An 18538-nucleotide genomic window follows, 5' to 3' on the forward strand; every position below is an offset into this window, starting at 1 on the left:
CAGGTAGTTATAACTACTTGAAACTTAGCGTGAAAACTAAAAGGATAAATAAGCTGCTGGTATGTCTACCTTTAATTCTCAAAAAAGTTATTTCAAAGTAACTATAAGACATTATTATTAAAAGAATTGATTATTAACAAAAAAAGAAAGCGTTAACCTTTGGGGGTTGTAGGTTCAAGAAATTGCTGTGAGTTTCTTCTATATAAATAGTGTCCGGTATAAAGATGAAAATAGGGAAGGGGTATAAAAACTTTAGTTGATCATGTAAGAGGTTCTAGAGTTCATGTTAAACCCTTGCAAGTTGATATAAGCACCTAAATACCTCATGAAGAAATTGACAGTCTATACCTTCAGTTAACTCTGACAAATAAAAAAGCCAACACCGAATTTTCGGTGTTGGCTTTTGTTCGTGTTATTAAAAGCTTCTGAAGCTGTGGAATTTTGGACCCCAGTAAGAATCGTTCAAGCTTACGACAGCTGCTTTAGAGCCGCCAGCGTGGATGAATTGGTTGTTTCCAATGTAAATACCGGCGTGAGAAATTCCAGGGCGGTAAGTGTTTGCGAAGAAGACTAGATCTCCTGGCTGTGGAGATGAAACTTTCTTTGTTTCTGAGTATATGGAAAGCGTTGTACGGGAAATCGATTTGCCGGCTTGCTTGTAAGCGTATTGGATAAAGCCGCTGCAGTCGAATCCTCTAGTTGTCGTGCCGCCGAAAACGTATGGTGTTCCTTTTAATGCTAATGCTTCAGAAACAATTTTAGAGTTGGAAGATGAATTAGACGCTTTTTTTACTTTAGATGAAGCTTTTTTAGTAGTGGATTTAGTCACCAACGTGCTTAAAACCCAACCGGATTTCGAGCCGACTTTCACTTTATACCAAGTTTGGCTGCCAACTTTCTTTTTATGAGAAACAGTGGCTTTAGCGCCTTTTTTAGCAAGTGCTACTTTTTTATATTTTGTGCCCGCATCTTGGCGGACATTCGAAGTGTGTTTAAATTTATAAGTACCAGAAATTTTTGTCGCTTTGCTTGAGGCAACTTGTTCAACGTCCAAGTTGTACCCGATAGTTACCGACTGATTCGTGGCTGCTTGAGTGACAGAGTTTGTATTAGAGTTGATCGCTGCTTCTACATCCGTGGCTGAGTTAGATAAGACCAATGAACCTGCTGCTAAGATTGTAAAGACTAATTTTTTCATTGTTTTCCCCTAACGTTTTTTTGTTATCCAAGAATAAGGACGAGGTGTTCTGCTCTCAGGTATTCACTATAGGGACTTTGGGCAGTAAAGACAATGTCAAAAGTATTTCTTTCGTATTACAGTTTTATTACGAAGTCAAGAAACGTTGATATATCAACGTTTTCAGTGAAATAAAAAATGTTTAAAAAGGTGTCAAAAAGGTTAATTATATGAATTGCGCTAATTAAAAAGGAAATTCCCCGGTAAAATTTTGAAATATATAACAAAATTAATGTTTTGAATATAAAGATAATTTTATTAAAAGGGCAAAAATATATCAATTCTACAATAAAAGCCGACACCTCGGAAGGTGTCGGCTTTTATTATTTATTATTAGAAGCTTCTATAGCTGTGGAATTTAGAACCCCAGTAAGAATCGTTCAAGCTTACGACTGCTGATTTAGAACCGCCAGCGTGTACGAACTGGTTATTGCCGATGTAGATACCTACGTGAGAAATACCAGCGCGGTATGTGTTAGCAAAGAATACTAGATCCCCAGGTTTTGGAGAAGAAGCGGCTTTTGTTTCAGCGTATTGAGTAAGTGTAGTACGTGAAATGTTTTTGCCGGCTTTTTTGAATACGTATTGAATATATCCGCTGCAGTCAAATCCAGCTGTTGTAGTTCCGCCAAATACGTAAGGAATGCCTTGTAAAGATAAAGCGATTGAAACGACGTTAGAATTTAATGAAGTAGTGTTTGATACTTGAGTAACTGTCGTTTTTGCAGCTGTTGTTTTTGTAACAAGTGAGCTTAAGACCCAACCAGTTTTAGTGCCAGTTTTTACTTTGAACCAAGTTTTGCCGTTAACTGTCTTTTTGTGAGTGGCAGTAGCAGTAGCGCCTTTTTTAGCGACTACGACAACTTTATATTGTGTGCCCGCATCTTGGCGGACGTTTGTGTTGTAGTTGAATTTATATGTTCCAGACATTGCAACTGCTGTGCTTGAACCAACTTGCTCAACGTCTTGTGTGTTTACTGAAGTTTCATATGCGACCGCTGTGTTAGCGTTTGAAGTAGAGTTGATTGCCGCTTCTGCATCCGTGACTGAGTTAGATAAGACCAATGAACCTGCTGCTAAGATAGTGAAGACTAATTTTTTCATTGTTTTTCCCCTAACATTTTATGTTATCCAAGAATAGGATTAGGTGTTTCGTTCTCTGCTACTTACTATAGGGGCTGGAAGTATTAAAAACAATGTTAGTTTGATTGCAGTTATATTACAATTGTATGACAAGATTTTAAATTGTCCCAAAACGTTGTTATATCAACGTTTTCAAAGAGTGAAAAAAACACGCAAAAATGTTTAAAAGTTAAAAAAGATGGGAAACATCTCAAAATGCGTCTTTTTTTTAAATGGTTAATTAAAAATTAAATGTTAATTATTTCTTTTTATATTCCATAAACATCCTAATTATTTGATTTGTAATAAGCGAAAAATCCCATCTTGAATATTCAGAAATAAACTTTTTACCTACCTTGGACTCCCAGTGGATTTTTCTATATATTTCCTTAAATTTCATCTTAAAAATACAGAGTTGCATTAAGGTTCCAGTAGAAACTTCTAATAGAAAGAGATCTGGAAAGTATTTATTATTGTAGAAATAATAATAAAAGCAAAAAATAATAAGAATAAAGAGAAGTATATAGAAAATGATTTTAAAAATGAAATTTATAATATAATATTATTAAAATTAATATTATATTACTATCTATAAATGTTTTTTTATTATAAGGTTAGATTCTTAATAAGTTAAAGATGAAATGAATAACGTTGTTCCTATGAAAATTTCCTAAAGAAAAGAGCTGCCACAATCTACTTGCCGCAGCATCGTTCTTCGTTTTTCAACCGCCGCTAACTAAGACGGCAGTAAAAAGATTGCATAGAAGTTTTCAAGCAGTTAATTATTAAACTAATTTTTGCCTGAATAAATGGTTGTAGCGCTTTGCTGATAATCCTCGATTGTGTATATGAAGCACATAGCTGATGTTGCTGAGAAACCGAAACCTTATATAGAAGATATTCTGCTTTTAATGAGGAAAGTTGTAACCCAGGAAGGTTAAGTTGTAACTCGAGGTAGAAAAGTTGTAACTCACGCCTCAAAAGTTGCAACTCACCAATCCCAGCAACCAAGAAAGAAGGCATTCGCAGGGGCGAATGCCGATTACCGATCCAGCGCTGGATTGAGGAAGTTGCAACTCGCCCCAACTCCTAGCAATCCGACCCCGAAAGTTTCATTCTTCCAAGAGAAGGGGAAAGGAAAATTGACGCTTTGACACCTATACATACTGAACCCCTAGAGAAAGGAGGAGGGCAGATGGCCAAAAGATACGACTACATGGACTGGCTCCGTGTATTGTCAATATTTGCGGTGGTCGGCATTCATGTTATTTCACGTGTGGTCAATCATATTCCGCCGACTGAATGGCAGTGGCAGTATGCGCATGCACTCGGTTCGACTCTCCGCTGGTGTGTACCGGTCTTTTTTATGTTAAGCGGAGCGCTGCTGCTTACGAGAAAACCGGATGAACCGGTTTGGGAATTCTTGAAAAAGCGGTTAGCAAAAGCTTTTGTTCCGTTGATCTTCTGGAGCGGCGTTTACATTGCGTACCGGATTTTCCAGCAAGACCGGTCGTATACGGTATGGGATACGGTTCAAGCATTTTTTGGAGAAGACATCTACTTCCACTTATGGTTCCTTTACACAATCATCGGCCTTTACTTGATGGCACCATTCCTTCGGATCCTCGTTCATCACATGACCCAAAAAACGTTTCTTTATTTTCTCGGTTTTTGGTTTTTGTTCACCGGCATTTTCCCGGTGCTGCAAAAGTTCATCCATTTGAATATGGCCTTTCCCGTAGGCATGTTCGAGCCTTATATCGGCTACTTTATGTTAGGGGCCTATCTATTCCTTTATCCGCTGCCTAAAAAATGGCTGCCTGCGCTTGGTGGGCTTGCAGTCGCTGGAGTTCTCGTCACGCTCTTTGGAAATCTCTATTTGACCAATAAAACGGGCGAATTTGACGGGTTCTTCTATGAGCATTTCCGGCCGAACTCGATGGCCATTACATTGTTCGTATTCGTCCTGTTCCAGCACCTGGCTCCGCGGATTAAACCAAATCCGCTGATCACGAAACTTAGCCTCGCCACACTCGGAATTTACGTGGTTCATCCGCTCGTGCAAGTTTACTTGAACTTGCTGTTTGGAATTAATGAAAGTTTCATCAATCCTATCCTCGGGATTCCATTAGTTTGGATTTTAATTTACGCTATTTCCTTCGCGATCATATGGATCTTGCAAAAGATACCTATTGTTAAATTCATCGTTCCGTAAAAGCACACTCTGCGTGTGCTTTTTATTTTTCTATTTATATAGAAGAAACTTATTTAAACATCAAAAATTTATGATAAACTGAATGTGTTTAAATATTCTGATTTCCATACATACCATTTTAAGGAGGAGTTGGAAGTGGGCAAAGTTGAACGGAATAAATTGTTGAGTTGCTTGTTGCCGCTAGTATTGGTCTTATCCCTCTTATCACCGTTTTCAGTTTCAGCAGAAGAACCGAAAGGCAGCAATGAATTGCAGGCGGCTATTGAAGAACAAATGAAACTAGCGGCAAAAGGGCCGAGGCTCCACCAGGACTTGAAAGATCTGAGAGGCGACAAAAAAGTGGCGGTCATCGTCCATTTGGCAAAAAAGCCGGTCGCGCTTGAAGAAGGAATCCGCGCATCAAAGGGCCAGTCCCTGTCAGAAAAACAGGAAACCAGCATTAAGGCGCAAGTAGAAGCCCAGCAAACGGAAGTCCGCGCCGAGCTTAAAGCAAACAACATCTCTTATGAAGAAACGTATTCCTATACGACCGTTCTGAACGGCTTTTCAGCAACGGTAAAAGCTGCTGATCTGAGAAAAATGCTTGAAGTGCCAGGTGTCCAGTTTATCGAACCAGATCATGAGGTAAAAGCGCTGGCAGATGGAGGCCAGCCAGAAGCAGTGCAGGAAGCTGCCGCTGGGGCTGATCCCATACCGTCACTTTTAGGAGTGGATAAACTTTGGAACGAAGGCTTCCAAGGAGAAGGTGTCAAAGTGGCGGTACTCGATACTGGCATTGACCCGGATCACCCGGAATTCAAAGGCGTCTACAAAGGCGGGAAAAACTTTGTTAAATTTTCAGCCATGTATACAAAACCGCGTCCGGATGATGACCCTTCTGAAACAAAGCCGTCCGAACGGCCGAGCAATCTGCCTGAATTCAACGAATGGGGTATTCCGTATACTACGTACCACGGCACGCATGTATCGGGGACTATTGCCGCAATCGGGGCAAACTCTTTCGGCTTTAAAGGAATAGCGCCCAAAGTGGAACTGTATGCTTACCGGGTGATGGGGGCATACGGAACTGGCCAAGTATCGTGGGTCCTTGCCGGGATTGAAGAAGCCGCAGAGCAGGACATGGATGTCCTCAATTTGTCTCTTGGCTTCTACAATACTTCTGAATCCGAGAGTATGGCGTATGCCGTCAATAATGCAACACTCGCAGGAACCACTTCGGTCTTGGCGGCAGGAAATTTCGGCCCTTACCGGACATCGGTTGGCGCGCCGGCAACTTCACGCCTGGGCATTGCGGTCGGAAATACGACGCTTCCGGAAGAACGGCATTCAGCGACGGTCAATGCCGCAATCGGTGCGTACAAATTGACGCGTCCAGCCAACTTGATCGCTACGACATTCAACGAAGATCCGGCTGAACAATTGACCGGCGAGTATGAGCTCGTATCTGTTCCGGAAGCAGGACAGGCGAGAGATTATGAAGGGATCGATGTTAAAGGAAAAGTGGCGGTGGTCGCTCACGGCCGCATCTTGACGGAAGAAAAAATCCGGATCGCCAAAGCGCAGGGCGCTGTTGCAGTATTGCTTCATAGTGTCAGAAGAGGCGAAGGGGCGCCTGGACCATCGGGCATCTTTGTCGGCGACTCTTTTGATTTTATTCCAGCGTTCGACTTGAACCAGGCGGACGGAGAAGCGCTCCGGGCGCAACTGAAAGATAACAAAGGCACAACAACTTTCAATGCTTTTAAAACGTCCAAGACGCCAGGCGATGAAGTGCATTTCACAAGCAGCCGAGGGCCAAGCACGCCGAATTTTGATATCAAGCCGGATGTAGTGGCCCCTGGTACGCGCGTTCTTTCAACCAAGCCAATGTATAAATCGGACCGGCCGGATGTTGATTACCGCAATGCCTATACGCGGGACTCCGGAACTTCCATGGCTGCGCCGCACGTCGCAGGAATAGCAGCATTACTCAAGCAAGCGCATCCGGACTGGACGCCGTTCGACATCAAAGTGGCTTTGTCGAACACCGCGAAAAAGCTGGATAAAGAAAAATTCGATGTATTTTCCCAAGGAGCAGGGCGTGTCCAGGCACATCTTGCAGCCTACCCTGAAGCGCTCGCTTATGGTGAGGACCAGGCAGTCCAAAACCAGACAGGCACCTTGGTCGATAACCCGAAAGGAACCGTCACCTTTGGCAACCTTTCCTTAAAAGAAAAGAATTTATCAGTCACGAAGAAAATTCTTGTGAAAGACATCACAGGAAAAGGCGGCGACTACAAAGCGACAGTTGAAGTGACAAAAACATTCGGCGACGCCAAAGTGACGATTGATAAACCGGCATTCACTTTATCGGGCCAACAGGAACTGGTTGTCACCTTGAAAGCGTCCAAAAATCCGGAACAGTTATTTGAAGCTGAAGTTCTCGGTTATATCCACATCACCAAAGGCAATGTCCAGCTTTCCTTGCCATTTGCCGCGAACCTCAGCGGCATCCCGGTTGTGGAACTGCAAAACTTCACACTGTCGGAAACCGATTTGTCCCCGAATGGCGACGGAGTAAAAGATACGGGAACATTGGATTTCATCCTGACCGGTGATTTAGTCCGGTACGACATTGCGCTATTCAATATAGGGGCAACAGTGGGTGAAGGGGTTCCATCTTATGAAGAAATGGGATATCTGATGGAAGGAACGGAACTGAAAAAAGGGAAACACAGCTTGCCGATCGATGGCCAGTACCATCCTTGGAACGGAGATCCGAAAAAACGCATACCGGACGGCGTCTATGCCATCCAATTTAATGGCGAAGCCAAGCCGGACGTGCAATTCCCATATGTCTACGGAACTGCCATGCCGTTCTTTGTCAAAACGATCAAACCAGCCATTACCGGCTCCGTCTCGAACGGAACCGCAACAGGAACCGTCACGGACCGCTACTTGGAATACAATAAAAGCCTAAAACTGTACGGCCTGGATTATGACTTGAACGACAAGCTCCACGCTACCTATATCATCACCCAAAACGGCCAAGCGGGAGAACCAGTACCATTCAATATAGAGCAAGACGGTTCTTTCTCCGTGCCGGTGGCGATGGATGATGCAATCGAGACCATAACCATTGCCGTAACAGACGCCGCAGGAAATAAAGGCGAAGCAGTCATCTACCAAAAATAAGCGGGGCGGGAGGAGTATTCCTCCCGCTTTTTATATTGCACTGCTGTTTAGAGGGAGATGGAAATTGGAGGGGAAGTTGGAACTTGAGGGTGGGAAGTTGTAACTCGAGAGCTGAAAGTTGGAACTCACTCAATGCAGCTAGAAAAAAGATTTATTTGAAAGCTTTTCGCCAAAGCGAAAAGCCCTTCAATCCAAAAGAAGGCATTCGCCTGCGCGAACGCCGAAAAGATCCAGCCCTTTTCAAAAAAAGTTGGAACTTAAAAGAAGAAAGTTGGAACTCGAAGGTGGAAAGTTGTAACTCGAGGGTGGAAAGTTGTAACTCGGATCGAAAATGTTGTAACTCACTCAAACCAGCTAGAAAAAAGATTTATTTGAAAGCTTTTCGCCAAAGCAAAAAGCCCTTCAACCCAAAAGAAGGCATTCGCCTGCGCGAATGCCGAAAAGATCCAGCCCTTTTCAAAGATAGTTGGAACTTAATAGAAGAAAGTTGCAACTCGCATCTAAAATTTTGGAACTCACTCAACCGCGCAAGAAAAGACACATAGTCTAAAACGTTCTACGCTAGAAAAAAAACTCCCAATCCAACTAGCAGCACATACATTTAAAGTTAATACTTTTATTTCACTTTAACGCAATAAAGTGATAAAAATATCAAATATATATGATAAAATTAGAATATTCAGACGTTCGGATTTCCATACATACCTTTTTAAGGAGGAGTTGGAAGTGAAAGGACGGGAAGCGAGCAAATTCTTCAGCAGCATCTTGCCAGTGGTGTTGGTCTTGTCATTCTTTTCACCATTTTCCTCATCAGCGGCAGCAGGCCAAGAGAGTGGAGTAAAAGAAAACCTCCAGCCTATTATGTCAGCCATTGAAGAACAAATGAAGCTAGCGGCCAGCAGACCTAGGCTTCACCAAGAGCTGCAAAACGTTTCCGGCGATGAAAAAGTGGCAGTTATCGTCCATTTGACCGAAAAGCCCGTTGCATTTGAGGAAGGAATTCAAGCTTCGAAAGGCCAGACACTTTCACCGCAACAAGCAACTAACATAGAAGCGAATGTCAAAGCCCAACAAGCGAAAGTCAAAAGCGAGCTGCAGGAAAAAAACATTCTATATGAAGAAACTCATTCTTATTCCACTGTCCTGAACGGTTTTTCAGCTGTTGTCAAAGCAGAAGATATAAAGAAAATGCTCGAAGTGCCAACGATCCGAGCAATCGAACCGGATCAAACAATTCAAATAGCAGAAGGCGCAACCCAGTCGCAGGCAACTCCACAAGCAGCTAGCAGCACCATTTCCGTTCCAGAATTCTTGGGTGTCGATAAGCTTTGGGCAGAAGGGTTCCAAGGGGAAGGCGTCAAAGTGGCTGTTCTCGATACCGGCATCGACCCGGACCATCCGGAATTCAAAGGCGTTTACAAAGGTGGAAAAAACTTTGTCAAACATTCGTTCAGATATACAGAGCCCCGGGCGGACAACGACCCTTCTGAAACAAAACCGTCGGAACGGCCGAGCAACGTGCCTGAATTCGACGAAGATGGGAATCCGTTTGCGACATCGCACGGAACGCTTGTAGCAGGAACAATTGCGGCTAACGGCGTTAACACTTTCGGCTTTAAAGGAATAGCTCCTAAAGTGGATTTGTATGCTTATCGTGTGGTAGGGGCATATGGGTTTGCTCAAGAGTCGTGGGTCCTTGCGGGAATAGAAGAAGCGGCAGAACAAGACATAGATATCATCAACTTATCTTATGAGTTTTTAAATTCTTCCGAGTCAAACAGTTTGTCTTATGCCATCAATAATGCGACTCTTGCTGGAACAATCGCAGTAATGGCAGGGGGGAGTGACGGACCATACCGCTCGACAATTGCGACTCCTGCGACTTCCCGGCTTGGCATTGCAGTCGGAAGTACGACACTTCCCGAAGAAAAGCATAGAGCAACTATAAATGCCAAAATCGGAGATTTCACATTCGAAAGAACTGCCAATCTAATGGCTGCGACGTTCAATGAAAGCCCTGCAGAGAAGTTAACCGGGCAATACGAACTTGTATCGATTCCTGAAGCGGGGCAGCCGAAGGATTATAAAGGCATCGACGCAACAGGGAAAGTGGTTGTTGTGGCCATGGGCCGGATTGCGCCAGAAGAAAAAATACGCGTTGCCAAAGAGCAAGGGGCAGTGGCTATTTTCCTTCATAACGTGAAGAACGAAGAAAAGGCGCCGGAACCATCAGGCTTCTTTTTAGGAGAATCTTTTGATTGGATCCCAGCATTCGATTTGTCCCAAGCGGACGGGGAAGCGCTTCGTCCCCACTTGAAAGAGGGGAAAGGAACCGTCACATTCAGTGCTTTCCGAACAACAATGACAAAAGGTGATGAAGTGGATGAAACCAGTGCACAGGGACCGAGCTATCCGGATTACGATATCAAACCGGATGTTCTTGCCCCTGGCATGCAAATCCTATCGACAAAGCCGTTATACAAAACGGATTTTCCAAATGCCGACTACAGCAAATCGTACAGACACGGCTCTGGAGCTGCCATGTCGGCGGCTCACGTGACCGGCATTGTGGCTTTGCTAAAACAAGCCCATCCGGACTGGACGCCGTTCGACATCAAAGTTGCCCTATCGAATACGGCGAAAAGGTTGGATAAACAGAAATACGATGTTTTTGCACAAGGCGCGGGACGTGTCCAAGCCTATGCTGCGGCCCATCCTGCAGTGCTGGCCTATGCCCAGGATAAAGCGGTGCAAAACGAAACAGGAGTGCTGGTCGATAATCCGAAAGGAACCATAACATTCGGTGAGCATTCGCTAAAAGAAAAGAACTTGTTTATCTCCAAAAAAATTCTAGTAAAAGATATTACAGGAGCAGGCGGAGAATACAAAGCGACAATCGAAATGATAAAAACCTACGCGGATGCAAAAGTGACTGTCGACAAACCGACTTTCACCTTAACGGAGCAAGAGGAGTTAACAATCCAATTGGCGGCTTCTAAAATGGAAGAAGCGGACCCTGAGGCTGAAGTTCTTGGCTATATCCATTTGGCAAAAGGCAATACGGTGATTTCCTTACCATTTGCGGCGGGCCTCGGAAAATTGGAAGAAAGAGACGTTGAACAAGTGGTTATATCCCAACCGGATTTGTCTCCGAATGGAGATAACGTGAAAGATGAAGGGGAATTAAGATTTACGTTAACGGGGGATGTCATCAATTTTGAGGTTGTCTTATATGACTTGACTGCTGAGTCTTATGAAGGACAAGCGCTTGCTACTGAAATCGGGTACTTGTTTGAAGAGCCGGCTTTAAAGAAAGATAAATACAATTTACGGATGGACGGCACTTACAGACCATGGAACGGAGACCCGCGAACCACCATTCCAGATGGCCTTTACGGCATTCAGTTTCTTGGAAGAAATACAGGTAGTGATGAAGGCCTTCCAGACCTGGTTGATTCTTTTTGGCCTTTCTTCGTCAAAACGTCCAAACCATTGATTACAGGGTCTGTTTCAGCAGGAACAGCAACTGGCAAAGTAATGGACAAATACCTGGACTTCAATAAAGAGTTGATCTCTTATGAAAAAGATTTTGATTTGAACGAAAAGCTCCGCGCTACTTACACTATTACCCGAAACGGCCAAGAGGAAAAAGCGGTGCCATTCAACCTCGAGCAGGACGGTACCTTCTCCGTACCGGTGCCAACAGATGAGGCAATCGACACTATAAATGTTGAAATAACCGATGCCGCAGGAAATAAGGGCGAAGCAGTCATCTACCAGAAATAAAGGGAGCGGGAGGAAATATTTCTCCCGTTTTTTTATATTTTCATTACATTGACTGCAGTTGGAAGTCTCCTTCAATCCATGCAAACTTAAAATCTAACTATTTCCCAGGAAATAAAATCTGACAATTCGAAAATCATTTCCCGGGAAATAGATTGTAAAAACTATTAAGAAAATACTTAATTATTACATCTTTATTACAAAAAGCAATTATTCAATAAATTCTATATATAATAAAAGAGTTGGAAAAATCACTCTTAAGGAGATGGAATAATGTCGATTCAGAAGAAAGCGGCGATGACAGCTTCAGCGTTGGTGCTTGCTGTAAGCGGTTTAGTAACGGTGGACACAACGGCACTTGCAACAAAAGGTGCGGCAGAAAACCCGGGTAAAGGTCTGGAAAAACAGGAAGTATCGCTTCGCATTCTCGGCACATCTGATTTGCACACGAATTTCGTAAACTATGATTATTACCAAGACAAAATTTCAAACAGCCTCGGACTAGCAAAAACAGGGGTTCTTATAAACCAAGCACGCACAGAAAACAAAAACACTTTGCTGTTTGACAACGGCGACTTGATCCAAGGCACGCCGCTTGGCGGCTATAAAGCGACCGTCGATAAACTGGAAGACGGTGAATTGCATCCGGCATATGCGGCACTCGAGTCATTGGACTTTGATGCAACAACTCTTGGAAACCATGAGTTCAACTTCGGCCTTGATTACTTGGATGAAACAATGGACGATGCTCCGTTCCCGGTATTGAACGCAAACGTCTACGATGCTGAAACGGGCAAGAACCGCTTTACCCCGTATACAGTTATCGATAAAGAAGTTGTCGATAAAAAAGGCAAAAAACAAACGATCCAAGTCGGCGTAATCGGTGTCGTTGCTCCACAGATCATGAAATGGGACCGCGTGAACTTAGAAGGCAAAGTGGTCGCGAAAGATGCAGTGGAGTCCGTGAAGAAATTCCTTCCTGAAGTGAAAAAAGCGGGTGCTGACGTAGTTGTTGTCCTTTCCCACTCAGGAATGGGCGATGAGGTTCATGAAGTTGGCGAAGAAAACATCACGTATCAGCTTACTGAAATTGAAGGAATCGATGCCATCATCACTGGCCACAACCATGAAGTATTCCCAGGAGCATACAAAGACCTGCCGAATGTTGACCAAGAACAAGGCACGATCAACGGCACGCCAGTCGTTATGCCAGGGAAATTCGGCAGCCACTTGGGCGTCATTGATCTAACCCTGTTGCCAAAAGGAAAAGAATGGACAGTAGTTAAAGAAGAAGCGGAACTTCGCGCCATCGACACAAAGACCGACGTAGTGGCGAAAGAAGTTGTCGACGCTGTAAAAGAAGCACACGAAGCAACAATTGAATATGTCCGCCAACCGGTAGGCGAAACATCAGCTCCGATCAACAGCTACTTCTCATTAGTGAAAGACGATCCATCGGTCCAAATCGTCAATAACGCACAAAAATGGTTTGTTGAAGATAAAATCGCAGGAACAGCTAACGCTGACTTGCCGCTATTGACAGCAGCAGCTCCATTCAAAGCGGGGTCACGCAACGGCGCTGAATACTACACAGACATCGCAGCAGGCAGCATCGCCATCAAAAACGTCGCCGACCTTTATGTTTTCGACAACACCCTTTTCGCTTTAAAAATGACAGGAGCGGATGTGAAAGAATGGCTTGAAATGTCCGCTGGTCAATTTAATCAAATCAATCCAAATGCAACAGGCGAACAAGCATTGATCAACAATGACTTCCGCACATACAACTTTGACGTAATCGACGGCGTCACTTACGACATCGACGTAACCCAGCCGGCGAAATACGACAAAGACGGCAACTTGGTAAACGCATCAGCCGAACGAATCAAGAACCTTTCTTATAACGGAACAGCGGTAGCGAACGATCAAGAATTCCTAGTCGTGACAAACAATTACCGCGCGAGCGGCAACTTCCCAGGCGTCCGCAACGCTAAGGAATCCATTGACTTTGCTTACGAAAATCGCCAAGCGATCATGGACTACATGGTAGCAACGGGAACAATCAACCCGTCTGCTGACGGCAACTGGAACTTCGTTGCTATTGAAGGCAGCCCAACGCTCACGTTCGAAAGCTCACCAAAAGCCCAAAATGTGATCCCAGCAGACAGCGGCATCAAATACCTTGCACCAGCTGCAGAAGGCTTCGCTAAGTTCCAACTAGAAATTAAATAAGTATTATAGAAGAAAGCCATTCACTTTTGGAGTGAATGGCTTTTTTTGTGGGGAGAGACGGGGGAGTTGGAACTCGCCATGGCTAAGTTGTAACTCGAGGCAAGAAAGTTTTAACTCACTGCTCATAAGTTGGAACTCGGCCAAGAAAAGTTGTAACCCACATTCCAAGCGAGCAAAAAACTAATTTGAAAGCTTTCCGCCAATGGCGAAAAGCCCTACCCCAAAAAGAAGGCATTCGCAGCCGCGAATGCCGATCATCAAGCTAGCTCTCACTTGGGGAAGTTGGAACTCGTCGGGGACAAGTTGTAACTCAAGACAAGAAAGTCGAAACTCGCTGCCCATAAGTTGGAACTCGCCCGGAAAAAGTCGCAACTCACATACAAGCTCCCGCCCATAAAAAAAGCATTCGCCCAAGCGAATGCTAACAAAACAAAATATCACTCATGCCCTAACATAAACCCTCGACCCTTTACCTAAACAAAATCCCATCTTCTTCATCAAGTACCCAACAGCATGCTTGTCTTTCAACCCCAAATAATGGCGGACCTGCTCGCTAGTGATCTCGGGCGAAGCAAAATCGAACCAGTCATCGAGTGCGCGCTTGTAGCCATCGACTGAGTTCATGCCACACGACAAACAGATAATAGTCCGCTGGCTCAGCTTCCGACATGAGTTGCCGCAGCTTTCACACAGCACGCCTTTTTTCAGATCATGTATTTCATAGGAATAAATTTCGGAAAGATCGGTCTTAGGGAAAGGTGAGTGGTGATCGATAAGGAGTCGGCCGACTGCCTCTAATTCTTTAGCGGTTATCAATTGGCCGGTCTGAGGAAGGATTGAGATAAAATAGTTTAACGAGTTGCCGTAAACGACAGGAATTCCTTTCGGAGCTCCTTCGACCAGTGTCGAGGAGTAGGGGAGAACAATTGCGGTATGGATCGGCAGCTTTACATTTAAACGCTCAAAAAGTAATGCCAGTTCTTCTCGAGCGTTCCATACTTGCGTGGCGGGGGAGTTGAAACCTAACCTTTTCCCGTCGCGCGTTTCTTGCTCCATATGGAAGCTTGCCTCGTTAAACAGCAGCTTGCCTGAATAATTCTTCACTTCTAAAATCAACGCAAAAGCCGGCGTCAGCACGACCGTGTCGATTTGGCAAAACCGTTCCGAAAGTTGCAAGTCGGCAATCACGACAAGAGGGACTCGCGACCGCCTCAAAATCTCATCCACATGCTGCTCGCCGCCAAATCCGGCCTTCACTTTGTAATGATCCGAGTAAACATCTTCCCAGCTCCGATGGCTCTTCGGAAGCCGGTACATTAATCGTGGCAGAGTCTCCAGCAAATGTGGAGCCGTCCGTTCTTTCATAAACAATAGCATTCCTCCTTTTGGAAAAAGTATACCATTTAATTCCCTTATTCCATTTAAAAAATTTTCTTTAATCAAACTCTTGCAAAGAAAATCAACTATCTATTTTCTGAAAATTAAGACATAATGAGTAAAAAGACAGGTGAGAAAGGAGGGGAATTTGAAGTAATAATCCGCTGAAAGTACCATTTTTATGCCTTTTCAAGAACCGAACGCTAGGCCTCCGATTTAAGGGCGTTACCGAAGAAAAATTCTAAATCATGAGGAAGGTGATTGAAGCGTGAAAGTGAAATTTTCTTTCTTGATAGTTGCAAGCATTTTTCTAGTATTTCTTTTTTCAACTGTTGCAGCGGCCGATGAAAGTGGAGCTGAGCCGGAATTTACGAAAGAAAGCATAGCCACCATATTCGATGAAGAAAAAGAATACGACAACAACGAAGTGATTGTGGAATTCAAAAGGGGCGCAACCGCCAAAGAAAAGCAGAAAGCTTTAAGTTTAATAGAAGGAACAGAAGTTGCGAGCATGTTGAACGGCAAATTTTCTCTTGTTTCACTTCCGAAAGGCACCAAATCAGAGACAGCTGCAAACCAACTGCTTGGAGAAAAGATCATCGAATTTGTCCAGCCGAATTACAGGGTGGAAAAACGTACGTACCGAGTGATTCCGGCTATAAGAAACAGTGGTACTTGCCGAAAATCCAAATGCCAAAAGCTTGGGATCTTACCAAAGGTTCCTCCGCTATCACGGTCGCTGTTATTGACGGAGGTGTCCAAACAGACCACCCCGATCTAAAAGGGAAAATTGTGTCGCCATACGATGTAATAATGGACTGGACCCGTATCCCTGCCCATCCACACGGAACGCATGTAGCGGGCATTATAGCCGCTTCGATAAACAAAACAGGAGTCGCGGGAATTGCTCCGAATGTCAAAATTATGCCGATTAATGTGTTTATGTATGACATAGCTTATGATTTTGACATTGCAAAAGCCATTGTCTATGCAGCTGATAAAGGGGCGAATGTCATTAACATGAGCCTTGGAAGCTATGGTTACAGTGCCCTGCAGGATGATGCAGTGAAGTATGCGAGAGGCAAAGGGGTTGTGATTATCGCCGCAGCCGGAAATAACAGTACGAATGCACGCATGTACCCGGCAGCCTTGCCTTCTGTCATCGCAGTCGCCGCCACTGACAACAAAGACAAGAGTGCCTGGTTTTCAAATTGGGGCAATCATATTGACATATCCGCCCCAGGAGAGAATATTTATTCCACGTTGCCAGCAAGCTCCTATGATTACATGAGCGGAACGTCAATGGCTGCACCGGTCGTTTCCGGAGTCGCCGCTTTGATTTTATCGAAAAACCCATTCCTAAGCCCTGACCAAGTCGAAGATATTCTCGCTAAATCAGCTCTTGATCTATGGAGGAAAGGATGGGATGAACAGTTCGGATACGGCCGTGTGGATGCCCTAAAAGCGCTGCAACAAACTCCAGCACCTATGACTGCTATTTCATCCGCTTCCACATTCACTCCCACCGGGACGAACAAACTCAGCATGAGCTTCACTGCCCAAAAAGGAACGACGGTATCTGTGTACATCGAAAAAACCAAAGGGACGACCCTCAAGAAGCTGGTCAATCCGAAAAAATGGAACGGCGGCAAGGTGACTGCCGCATGGGACGGCAAATTGGACAGTGGCCTGTACGCATCTTCAGGCAGCTATACGCTCGTCGTAAAATTGACGAACGGCAAGGAGACCGTCTACAAGACAAAAACGGTCAAGCTGACAAACAAAGTTAAGCCGACGATCAAGATGGGCTCATCAGCCGTCTACTCGCCGGAATCATTCAACAAGCTCGCACTCTCTTATGATATCAATCAGACAACAACCATTGCCGCAAGAGTCTACGACAGCAAAAACACATACGTGAAAACGGTCCTTTACAACAAAACCGTTACCGCCAAAAGGAATAAAATTGAGTGGGACGGCACCAACAGCAGAGGGCAAAAAGTGAAAGACGGCCTCTACAAACTTGTCGTATCAGGAACAGGCGCCAATAAAATCAAGGCTACCAATGCGAACGTGTCCATAGAAGTGGAAACCGTCAAACCCGCATCCCAAATCGACCTGCTAGCATCTCCATTCAAAATCGACGGGACCTTGAAATCCGCACTTAAAGTCACCTTAAAAGAAAAAGTCTCGATAACCGCTTATGTAGCGACAGACAAAGGGGCAAAAGTGAAAAGGCTTATCCATAACCAAACGTTCAACGCAGGAGAGGCCCTCTTGAAATGGGACGGCAAAAACGATTCGGGCAAGTATGTGGCTGAAGGGAAATACCTGTACCAAACAGAAGTTAGAGACGCCGCAGGAAACGTGAGGATCACCAAGTCGAAAGTGTTCGCTCTTGAAGACCGGCGAAAACCGGTTGTCAGTGCAACAAAAGATTTTGCCTACAGGAAAGAAGGGACTGCCTCTTTCACCTATACCCTTAACAAGCCTGCTGCCGTATCTATCCAAGTATTGAATGGTAGCAAAATCGTTAAAACCATAGAATCAGGCAAAGCAAAAAATACCGGCGCCAATAAATTTGTCTGGGACGGCAAAGACCAGGCAGGCAATCTTCTTGCCGATGGGAACTACCAATACGCCATTACCGCAGCCGATAAATACAAAAACACGCATATTTCTACTGGAAATATGATTATGGCGTTAGTACCGGTGGAAGTCACCGCTCCTCCGATTGTCAATTTCTATGGAGGCGCGTACGGCGGCGACGTCTATTATAAATTATCGCAAGATGCATCTGTAGCAGTTGAAATTTATGATAGCACCAATGCCAAAATACGGACAATAAAAGCAGCCACCCGCAAGGCCGGCCTTAATCATTTTAACTGGGATGGCATTGTTGATGCCGGATACTATACTTATCCGGAAGTAGAAATTTATTATTACGTGATCAAAGCGAAAAACTCTTTGGGAAATGAAACAGCGTTCAAAGGGAAAATCACAAAAGAAGAGAAGCCCAATTGGCTCAAATCCCATATAAGTTTCTTTACACCTTCGGGCGACTCGTGGGCGGATGCCAAGCTAAATCTTTCAATAGATGTAACAGAGCCAACCACCATGACCCTATATGCATATGACTATTATTTCTATGAAAAAGAGCGGAATCGAGAAGTTTACAACTTAGCCGAAGGAACTAACGAAATCAGCTACAGAAGAGATTCCTTAGAGGTATTGTTTTACGTGATCGAATACAAAGACCAGCTTGGGAACGAGTACATCTACGAAATAGATGAAAGGGACCCCAAACATCACCATGAGCAAAAAACAGAAATTTCTCCTTAAAAAGCAAACCTAAAGGGGAGTGATCGCACTCACCGATCACTTCTTTTTTCTGCTGC

Annotated in this window: 10 protein-coding genes; 7 read left to right on the forward strand and 3 right to left on the reverse strand. The window is 44.3% G+C overall.

Annotation, left to right across the window (positions count from 1 at the left end; translation table 11 throughout):
* Positions 1–415: 415 nt before the first annotated feature.
* Positions 416–1198, reverse strand: coding sequence for a C40 family peptidase (locus B0H99_RS06775; protein ID WP_106532895.1), 783 nt, complete (start codon positions 1196–1198; stop codon positions 416–418).
* Positions 1199–1570: 372 nt separating this feature from the next.
* Entirely contained in the window at positions 1571–2341 is a 771-nt protein-coding gene (locus B0H99_RS06780) for a C40 family peptidase (RefSeq protein WP_106532896.1), read from the reverse strand.
* Between the two features lie 1213 nt (positions 2342–3554).
* Between B0H99_RS06780 and B0H99_RS06785 the strand changes: the two genes are divergently transcribed.
* The 5 genes from B0H99_RS06785 to B0H99_RS06805 all read left to right on the forward strand — a co-directional run bounded on the left by B0H99_RS06785 (position 3555) and on the right by B0H99_RS06805 (position 13763).
* On the forward strand, positions 3555–4574 hold the full coding sequence (locus tag B0H99_RS06785) for an acyltransferase (protein ID WP_106532897.1): 1020 nt from the start codon (positions 3555–3557) through the stop codon (positions 4572–4574).
* A gap of 135 nt (positions 4575–4709) precedes the next feature.
* Positions 4710–7748 carry a S8 family serine peptidase gene (locus tag B0H99_RS06790; RefSeq protein ID WP_106532898.1) on the forward strand — a complete coding sequence of 1013 codons (3039 nt, stop codon included), beginning with the start codon at positions 4710–4712 and terminating at the stop codon, positions 7746–7748.
* Positions 7749–7831: 83 nt separating this feature from the next.
* Entirely contained in the window at positions 7832–8293 is a 462-nt protein-coding gene (locus B0H99_RS06795; RefSeq protein ID WP_106532899.1) for a hypothetical protein, read from the forward strand.
* 181 nt (positions 8294–8474) lie between these two features.
* Complete coding sequence (locus tag B0H99_RS06800; protein WP_106532900.1) at positions 8475–11534, forward strand: S8 family serine peptidase; 3060 nt, start codon at positions 8475–8477, stop codon at positions 11532–11534.
* A 270-nt stretch (positions 11535–11804) separates the two neighbouring features.
* Positions 11805–13763 carry a bifunctional 2',3'-cyclic-nucleotide 2'-phosphodiesterase/3'-nucleotidase gene (locus B0H99_RS06805; RefSeq protein ID WP_106532901.1) on the forward strand — a complete coding sequence of 653 codons (1959 nt, stop codon included), beginning with the start codon at positions 11805–11807 and terminating at the stop codon, positions 13761–13763.
* Between the two features lie 441 nt (positions 13764–14204).
* On the opposite strand, the gene B0H99_RS06810 is transcribed toward B0H99_RS06805, so the two are convergent.
* Positions 14205–15140 carry a nuclease-related domain-containing protein gene (locus B0H99_RS06810; protein WP_106532902.1) on the reverse strand — a complete coding sequence of 312 codons (936 nt, stop codon included), beginning with the start codon at positions 15138–15140 and terminating at the stop codon, positions 14205–14207.
* Positions 15141–15408: 268 nt separating this feature from the next.
* Here B0H99_RS06810 and B0H99_RS17665 point away from each other — a divergent pair, with 268 nt between their 5' ends.
* Entirely contained in the window at positions 15409–15921 is a 513-nt protein-coding gene (locus tag B0H99_RS17665) for a S8 family serine peptidase (RefSeq protein WP_146137248.1), read from the forward strand.
* Complete coding sequence (locus tag B0H99_RS06820) at positions 15816–18482, forward strand: S8 family serine peptidase (protein WP_106532904.1); 2667 nt, start codon at positions 15816–15818, stop codon at positions 18480–18482. Before B0H99_RS17665 ends, B0H99_RS06820 begins: the two co-directional genes overlap by 106 nt.
* Positions 18483–18538: the final 56 nt, after the last annotated feature.

This window comes from Planomicrobium soli (genome assembly GCF_003014655.1).
Taxonomy (GTDB): Bacteria; Bacillota; Bacilli; order Bacillales_A; family Planococcaceae; genus Planococcus; species Planococcus soli_B.